This is a genomic window from Mycobacterium sp. NS-7484, from assembly GCF_001953975.1.
GTDB lineage: Bacteria > Actinomycetota > Actinomycetes > Mycobacteriales > Mycobacteriaceae > Mycobacterium.
Map to the genome: position 1 here is coordinate 179440 of NZ_MBEJ01000007.1, position 8295 is coordinate 187734.

Genomic DNA, 8295 nt, shown 5'->3' on the forward strand with positions numbered 1-8295 from the left:
GACGACCCGTGTCCTTCGAAGCATGGGGCGGTCAGTGATGGCCGCCGCGATCTATCTGGCCTCGCCGCCCGAAGTCTGGTCCAGCCTGTTGTCCGCCGGACCGGGGCCGGGATCACTGCTCGCAGCCGCGGGTGCGTGGACCGCCCTGAGCACCGAATATGCCGAGGTTGCCGCTGAGTTGACGGCGGTGCTGGCCGACGTGGGAGCGGGCGCGTGGGAAGGGCCAAGTGCGACAGCATATGTGGCGGCCCATGGGCCCTACCTGGCCTGGCTGACGCAACAAAGCGCCGAAAGCGCAACGCGTGCAGCGCAACACGAAACCGCGGCCGCCGCCTACGCCACGGCATTGGCCGCGATGCCGACACTGGGCGAACTGGCCGCCAACCACGCCACCCACGCGGTGTTGCTGGGCACCAACTTCTTCGGCGTCAACACCATCCCGATCGCCCTGAACGAAGCGGATTACGTGCGGATGTGGATTCAGGCCGCCACCGCGATGCAGGTGTACGACGCTGTCGCCACCTCGGCGGTGGCGGCATCGCCGGAAAGCGTTGCGGCACCAGAGATTCTGAAGCCGTTCTCCCTGACGTCGGCCTCCGAGGCGCCACCGGACAGGCAGGACGACTATCTGAACTGGCTCGATCAGATCGGCTACACCGACTTTTACGACCAGGTCCTGGATCCACTGATCCAGGCGTTGAACAACGATCCGTTCTTCTCGGAACTGTTCGCCGGGATCGATCCGTATCTGCCGTGGACCGGCAACCCGTTGAGCTTCTTCCATCCGCTCAACCTGGCCTTCGCGCTCGGCTATCCGATGGACATCTCGCAGTATGTCGCCTACCTGTCACAGACCGCCGCGTTCGTCGCGGCGGATATCGGGTTGGCGTTCGCCTCGGGCAATCCGGTGGCCATCGCCTACACGTTGCTCTTCGGCGCCGGCGCGATGTTCGTGGCGTTCACCACCGACACGATCGCCCTGGTGAAAACGTTGCTGGAGTCGGTACTCGTCGCGGCCCTGCCCGCGCTGCTACCGATGTTGGTTGCAGCGGTTGCCGCCGCGCCGGTGTTGACGGCCGGAGGTGTCATCGGCGCGGCCGGAATTGCGGGACTGCACAACGCGCTTCCGGTGGTGCCGATGGCTCCGCCCGCACCGCCGCCCGTCGGCCTCGCCCTCACTCCCAGCCCGGCGCCCCCGACTGCGCCGTCGCCCGCCCCCACGTCGTCGGTGGCCTCGGCACCCGCAGCCCCGTCGGCTCCGCCGGCCTCTCCGCCGGCGCCGACGGCACCACCGACGTTGGGCAACCTTGATGCGTTGGGCTACATGGCCGCCGCACTGTCTGCCGAAGCCCGGCAGTCGGCGCGCAGCCGGGCCCGCCGGACGGCGTCCGCACCGGAGGACACCGAGATGCCGGCCGCGGTGCGCGCCGTGGAACCCAAGAAAGAACGGACGGCGCGACGCCGCCGGGCCAAGGCCCAGCAGCTTGGTCGACGCTACGAGTATCTGGACTCCGGGTCCGAGGAGTGGGCGGATGTGACGCCGTCGGATCAGGGTGCCGGGCAGATCGGTTTCGCTGATACCGACTCGAAGAGCACCGCCGGGCGGCCGGCCGGTTTGGCTGCCCTGGACGGTGATTCGTTCGACGGCGCCGTCAAGGCTCCGATGCTGCCGAGCTCGTGGCAGGACGATCGCTCGGGTTGAACTCGTTCGGCCCCGACTTCGTCGTGGGCGGCTTGGTCGGCCACCAACTTGCCTTACCGATCAACACCGCGGTGGCCGGCACGGTGATGGTGCGTACCAGGAAGGTGTCCAGGAGTAGGCCGACGCCGATGATGAAGCCGATCTGCATGGCCGCCGTGAGGCTGCTGAAGGTCAGGCCGAACATCGATGCGGCGAAGATCAATCCGGCCGAGGTGATGACTCCGCCGGTGGCGCCGATGGTGCGGATGACCGCTGTGCGCATCCCGCGTTCGGACTCGTCGCGGATTCGTGAGATGAGCAGCAGGTTGTAGTCGGCACCGACGGCGACCAGCACCAGGAACGCCATTCCCGGGACCGTCCAGACGATCTCCTTACCGAGCAGGAACTGGAAGAAGATCACCCCGATCCCCAGTGCCGACATGTAGGACAGGACGACCGACAGGACCAGGTAGATGGGCGCGATGAGCGAACGTAGCAGTGCGGCGAGGATGAGGAAGACGACGACGAGGGTGACGATGATGATGAACCGGATGTCGCCGTCGTAGTAGTTGCGCATTTCGTTCTGTATCGACGAGAAGCCGACCAGGGAGATCTTGGCGTCCTCCAATGTCGTGTTGGGGCGGGCACTTTCGGCGGTCTTGACGATCTCCTTGACCTGGTCCATGGCCTCGGTGCCGAACGGATCGAGCGAAGTCTGCACGAGGTATCGGACGGTGTGTCCGTCGGCGGAGACGAAAAGCGCTGCCGCCTTGTTGAATTCCTCCTGGGTCAATATCTGTGGAGGAATGTAGAAGCCGGACATCTGGGGGTCGGCTGCGTCCCGCTTCATCGCCAACAGGAACTCCGAGGCCTGATCCAGGCCCTGACCCATGTTCCTGGTCTGATCGACGAGAAGTTGTACGCCGTCGGCGAGTTGGCGGCTGGAATCGGCCAGCAGATCCGCGCCCTGCTGCAACTTGCCGAGCTGCTGCTGGATGCCGGTGTCGGTGTCGAGACCGAGTTCGCGTGCCGACTCCGTGGCTTCGGTGATGGTTCGGCCCAGCCCTTCGACGGCCTCGTCGAGGGTCTCGCTGCCCTCTGTGGACTCCAACTGCCGGCCGAGTTCGGCGAACTTGTCGAGGGTTCCGTTGTTCTTGGCATCCACGATGTGCTGGAGGTCGGCCCGCGCCGCGACACACGCCGGATCGGCGCTGCAGGCCGGACCGGCGTCGAGCGCGGCCACCACCGGTGCGGCCCACTTGTAGACGTCGGTGATCTGAGCCAGGTTGACGCCCAACGCACGGCCCAGCGCGCGCATGTTGGCCACGAGTTTGGCGGTCTGATCGATCTCGTCGAGGGTTTTGGCGCCGCCGTACTTGCGCTGCATGTCCGCCAACGCCCCGGCGAGCGGACGTACCGACAGGATCGCATTGCTCACCTGATTGCGCACCTCGCCCAGGGCGTCGGCGAGTTTGTGTGCGCCCCCGCTCAACAGCGAGAGCCTGGGATCGTTGTCGGCGATGAGAGTGGACGCGTCGTTGAGCTTGCCGCCCACTTCGCCGGCCTGGTACGTCGCGCGGGCTTCCTTGAGCATCTCACCGGTCGGGCGGGTCACCCCGCGCACCATCTCGATGTCGGGCAGTTGGCTGACCCGGTGAGCCATCTGCTCCATGTCGGCCAATGCCTTGGGGCTGCGCAGGTCCCGCGGCGACTGGATCAGGATGAACTGCTGGACGGTACTGCTGACCGGGAAGTGCTTGTCCAGTGCCGCGTATCCGAGGTTGCTGTGTGCGTCGTCGGGCAGGTTCTTGCGGTCGTCGTAGTTGAAGTTCACCAGCAGCGCGCAGCCGGCCAGGGCGAGCAGTACGGCGAGGCTGGTGGCGAGGTGGACGACGGGCCTGCGCACGATGTGCACACCGGACCGTCGCCACCAGCGCCCGGTCAGATCCTTGCGGGGCTTCACCCAGCCGCGCCGCCCCACGAGCACGATGAGCGCGGGCAGCAGCGTGACCGAGGCCAGAAATCCGAAGCCGATCGTGACCGACAGGGCCGGCCCGACCGTCGAGAAGACGCCCAGTTTGGTGAAAGCCAGCCCGAGAAAGGTGATGGCGACGGTGCCCGCCGAGCCGGCGATCACCCGTCCGATCGACTCGAGGGCCGCGACGACGGCGTCGTCGGAACTGAGCCCGGATCGGACACACTCGTGATAGCGGCTGAACAGGAAGATGGCGTAGTCGGTCCCGGCGCCCATCATCATCGCGGTCATCAACATCAGCGTCTGGGGGCCCAGACCGATCAGATGGATCGCCCCGAGGCCGGCGACCGCCTGTTCGGCGACCACCAGGGCCACCGCCATCATCGCCAGCGGAAGCAGCATGGCCACCACGTTCCGATAGACGATGATCAAGATCGTCAGCACGATCAGGACGGTGGCGGCCTCGATGATGTGTTGATCGTGTTCACCCAGCTTGACGACGTCTTCGAACGTGGCGGCCGGACCGATCACCTCGGCCGACAACGAGGTGCCCGCGGTCGCCTTCCGGACCACGTCGACGACATGCCGGTAAGCCGTCTGGCCTTCAGCGGTTCCCATTGTCCCGCCCAGGCTGATCGGCAACTGCCAGGCTTTGTTGTCCTCGCTGGTCATCACCTGGCGAAGTTCGGGAATGCTTACGAAGTCCTGAGTTGAGAGCACATTGGCGGTGTCCGACCGCAGTGTGTCCACCAGTGAGCGGTAGGTCTGCTCATCCGCTGGAGTCAAGCCGTTCTCGTTGCTCAGGATCGCAATTGCGACATTTCCGCCGCCAGTTTCGTTGAACGCCTTCTGCATATCGTTGCCGGCAGCGAAGACTGCGGAGTCAGCGGGCAGGAAGCCGGGCGGATTTCGCTCCGCCACGGCATTGAGTTGGGGCACCGTCATCAACAGCACGCCGGCGAGCGCCAGCCACGCCGCGATGACCAGCAATGGGTGGCGGACGATGTACTTGCCCAAACCGGAGAATCCCACCCGCGAGAACGCATTCCGTGGCAAGCCGCACCGGAACATCTGCGTCATGCTACACGCGCGGAATGTCGGGCCGTGGGCCAAACCTGTCTCGGCCAACGGCTTTCATGATCAGGTCAGGGGGCGGTTGAGAACCCAGGTCAGCCCTTATAGCGTTCGAGTGTCCACGAATTCGCGAGCGGGGCAGATGATGAGATTTGCGGTGGCGGCCCACGGAACCCGTGGCGACATCGAACCGTGTGCTGCGGTGAGCTTGGAGCTTCGGCGTCGCGGACACGATGTGCGCCTTGCCGTCCCGCCCAACCTCGTCCCCTTCGTCGAGGGTGTCGGGCTCTCGCCAGTTGCTGTGTATGGGGTGGATTCGCAAAAACAGCTGGAAGCCGACGCTTTTCGGGATGCCTGGAAAATTCGCAATCCGCTCCGGGTGCTTCGTGAGAGCCGTGAGTACATGGTCCAGGGCTGGGCGCAGATGAGTGCCACCGCAGCCGAGTTGACCCACGGTGCCGACCTGGTCCTCACCGGCACCACATATCAGGAGGTGGTCGCCAACATCGCCGAGTACCAACGGATTCCGCTGGCCACACTGCATTTCTTTCCCCACCGGGCAAATAGCCAGATTTTCCCCGTGCCGCTTCCCAGGCATCTCATCAGGCCGGCCTGGGGCGTCGCCGAGTGGGTCTATTGGCGGTTGTTGAAACAGGCCGAGGACACGCAGCGACGGGAATTGGGTATGCCCGCAGCCAGGACCCCGTCGGTGCGGCGCATCGTCGAGCGTGGCGCGCTCGAGATACAGGCCTATGACAACGTGTTCTTTCCGGGCCTGCGCGAGGAGTGGCAAGACGGTCGCCCTTTCGTCGGCGCGATGACGTTGGAGCTCGCCACAGCCCGCGACGACGAGGTGACGGCGTGGGCAACGGCGGGAAAATCTCCGATCTACTTCGGTTTTGGCAGTATGCCGGTGCGCTCGGCCGCCGAGGCCGTCAAGATGATCGCCTCGGTCTGTGCCGAACTGGGGGAGCGGGCATTGATCAGCTCGGGCGCCTGGGATCTCGACGATGCGTCCGTCGCCGACCATGTCAAGGTCGTCGGCGCGGTCAACCACGCCGCGGTGTTTCCGCTGTGCCGCGCGGTGGTCCACCACGGCGGGGCGGGCACCACGGCGGCCGGTCTACGGGCCGGAAAACCGACGTTGGTCCTGTGGGTGGGAGCCGATCAACCGGTGTGGGCCGCCCAGGTCAAACGCATGCAAGTCGGCACCGCCGAACGCTTTTCGAAAACCACACCGGCTTCACTGCTGGCCGGGCTGCGGACCGTGCTGGCGCCGCGGGCCGCCCGGCGCGCCCGTGAGGTGGCAGCCGGCATGACCAGACCGGCCGACAGTGTCGCGACGACAGCCGATCTCCTTGAGGCGGCGGTGCGCAAACACCGTGCGCTGAAAGCCGATACATCTTCGCGATGAGGGTGTGGTGGTCGAGCGCAGCACGCCGCCTGCGCGAAATCGTGGTTACACTGCGGAGGTGTTCAAGCGTGGCCTGAAATGGATTTCTCGCGGCGGCTGGATCGCCGATCTGCCCGGCCGCTTTCCCGCTGCGCCGCAGAAAGAACGGATCGAAGCCATCGCGGCGGCCAATCACGATCGGCTCGGGCCTCAGCATCTGGCCCCGGAATATGAGTTGCCAGAGGTGAAGTACACCCCGCGTGATGTCAGCTCGCCGGCGTTCCAAGGTGATCTCTACGCCTGGCTGGTCATGCAACGTAAGCCACAGACGGTGGTGGAGTTCGGATCGGGTTTCGGGGTGTCCGGCATGTATTTCGCCGCGGGTCTGGAGGCCAACCGGTCCGGGCACCTGTACAGCTTCGAGATCAACGACTCCTGGGCGGACGTCGCGGAGCGGTCGATCTCAGAGTTGTCGAGCCGATTCACGTTGACCCGCGGGGCTTTCGAGGATCACGTTGGTACCGTCCCGGGACCGATCGATCTGGCTTTCGTCGACGGTATCCACACGTATGACTTCGTGATCGAGCAGTGGAAGATCTTGCAGCCGCTGATGTCCCCGGGTGGTCTGGTGCTGTTCGACGACATCACCTACGGCCAGGGCATGCACGAGGCGTGGCTGGAGATCGGTAAATCCGACGCCGTCGCGGGGGCGGTGGAATTTCGGCGCAACAGCCGGCTGGGGCTGGTGGAGTGCCGGTGACGTGCGCTCTTCAGGACGCGGCGTGCTGCGAAAAGACGAACAGCCGCTGATCTTCCCAGAGCTCCTCGTGCGGCGCCGCGTAGCCGCGGTCGGAGAACAGGCGCCGTAACTGCTCTGCGCTGTAGCTGTTCATCCAGCCGTGCTGCAGGCGCACGACGGCACCGCGTAGCGCCCGCAACGAGTGGGCGTCGGCCGGAGCGCAGGCATAGGACACCACGCAGGTTGCGACGCGGTCGGCCAGCCAATCCACCACCGCCGGCAAGTCGCGGATGTACTCGAGCACACCCATGAACACTGCGGCGTCGTAGACTCCGGCACCGATTTCGGGCAATGGCCGATTGTTGAGATCGGCGACGAGCGTTCCCGGACCACGGTCGACGATGTCGGACGGCACGTAGGTGCAGGACGGATTCAAATGGCGCTCCAAAACCCGCTTGGCTGCGCCGAACTCGATGACGCGGCTGCCGTGTGGGATCAGTTCCGCCGCCCGCTGGGTGCGGCTTTCCCACGACGCGTAAATATTGCGGGGTTCTGCCCATCGGCGGTAATCGGTCTTTTGACGAAGGGCGCCAAGCGCTCTCAACATTTGCTGAAACTCCTCGAAACTGTGAAATTATGTGACAGAAGATTTCTTCGCCCTTGAGTGACCGGTTTCCCTCCGAACTATGCGCCGCGCCTTTTGTTTTCGAAGGCTAACATCGACTCAGCCGTCCCGCGGCGGGTAGCCGATGGTTATCCAGTGCAGCCGCTGCGCAATTGCAGAGAAAGTCCTCTCATGAGTCTTAGCCGGGAAATCGATAGAGCCGCAATACCGCACGTGGTGGGACCGGTGGTGGGTTATCTGGGTTGGCACGGGCGGGGCAATCTGGGTGATGACGCGATTTATGAGGCGGTGCGTGCGCAGCTTTGTGGGGCGCGGTTTGTCGATCTTCCGGTGTTGTCGCGGGAGCGGTTGCAGGCGGTGGCTACGGGGCGGAGTCGGTTGTTGCGGCGCGCCATCCAGGTGGTCGGCGGCGGAACACTCGTGGGAACCCGCTACTTCCGGCGGCTGGTCCGACGGGGGATGTCGTCGACCAGCGGTGGCAGTTACGCCATCGGGGTGGGCGTCGACGACCCGGCCTTCCCACGACGGCAGAACGCCTCCGGCAGCGATGAGCTCAAGCGGTGGGTGCCGTTGCTGTCCCGGTTTCAGGTGGTGTCGGTGCGTGGGCCGCGTAGTGCTGAGTTGCTTGGCGGGGTGGGGCTGGATGTGGATGTGGTGGGGGATCCGGCGTTGTTGTTGCCTCGGCCGCAGGTGGTGGCGCGGGAGGGGGTGATCGGGCTGAATCTGGGCTTCGGCGATGACCCGGGCGCGGCTGTGGTGGCCCCGGCCGCGGCGTGGGGGCGCGGGGCGACCGCGGCGCTGTTGGAGA

6 protein-coding genes are annotated in these 8295 nt (G+C 65.4%); 4 read left to right on the top strand and 2 right to left on the bottom strand.

Going from position 1 to position 8295, the window contains the following annotated elements:
* The first annotated feature begins 37 nt into the window (after window positions 1–37).
* Window positions 38–1702, top strand: a complete 1665-nt coding sequence (locus A5733_RS01675) for a PPE family protein (protein WP_076238824.1) — start codon at window positions 38–40, stop codon at window positions 1700–1702.
* Here the strand turns inward: A5733_RS01675 and A5733_RS01680 are convergent.
* Window positions 1653–4727 carry an RND family transporter gene (locus tag A5733_RS01680; protein WP_083665945.1) on the bottom strand — a complete coding sequence of 1025 codons (3075 nt, stop codon included), beginning with the start codon at window positions 4725–4727 and terminating at the stop codon, window positions 1653–1655. The two genes, A5733_RS01675 and A5733_RS01680, sit on opposite strands and share 50 nt — an antisense overlap.
* A gap of 148 nt (window positions 4728–4875) precedes the next feature.
* Here A5733_RS01680 and A5733_RS01685 point away from each other — a divergent pair, with 148 nt between their 5' ends.
* Both A5733_RS01685 and A5733_RS01690 read left to right on the top strand, forming a co-directional pair.
* Window positions 4876–6144, top strand: a complete 1269-nt coding sequence (locus tag A5733_RS01685; protein ID WP_076238840.1) for a glycosyltransferase — start codon at window positions 4876–4878, stop codon at window positions 6142–6144.
* Window positions 6145–6202: 58 nt separating this feature from the next.
* Window positions 6203–6883, top strand: a complete 681-nt coding sequence (locus A5733_RS01690) for an O-methyltransferase (protein WP_076238841.1) — start codon at window positions 6203–6205, stop codon at window positions 6881–6883.
* A 10-nt stretch (window positions 6884–6893) separates the two neighbouring features.
* Here A5733_RS01690 and A5733_RS01695 read toward each other — a convergent pair whose 3' ends face one another.
* Window positions 6894–7469: a class I SAM-dependent methyltransferase gene (locus tag A5733_RS01695; protein ID WP_076238826.1), complete on the bottom strand. Its 576-nt coding sequence runs from the start codon at window positions 7467–7469 to the stop codon at window positions 6894–6896.
* Between the two features lie 231 nt (window positions 7470–7700).
* Between A5733_RS01695 and A5733_RS01700 the strand changes: the two genes are divergently transcribed.
* Window positions 7701–8295, top strand: a 595-nt coding sequence (locus A5733_RS01700; RefSeq protein WP_233152590.1) for a polysaccharide pyruvyl transferase family protein, incomplete at its 3' end; no start/stop codon positions are given.

Bases quoted from the DNA above. Each gene is read 5' to 3' on its own strand.
- A5733_RS01675 (WP_076238824.1), top strand. From the start codon at position 38: ATGGCCGCCGCGATCTATCTGGCCTCGCCGCCCGAAGTCTGGTCCAGC.
- A5733_RS01680 (WP_083665945.1), bottom strand. From the start codon at position 4,727: ATGTTCCGGTGCGGCTTGCCACGGAATGCGTTCTCGCGGGTGGGATTC.
- A5733_RS01685 (WP_076238840.1), top strand. From the start codon at position 4,876: ATGAGATTTGCGGTGGCGGCCCACGGAACCCGTGGCGACATCGAACCG.
- A5733_RS01695 (WP_076238826.1), bottom strand. From the start codon at position 7,469: ATGTTGAGAGCGCTTGGCGCCCTTCGTCAAAAGACCGATTACCGCCGA.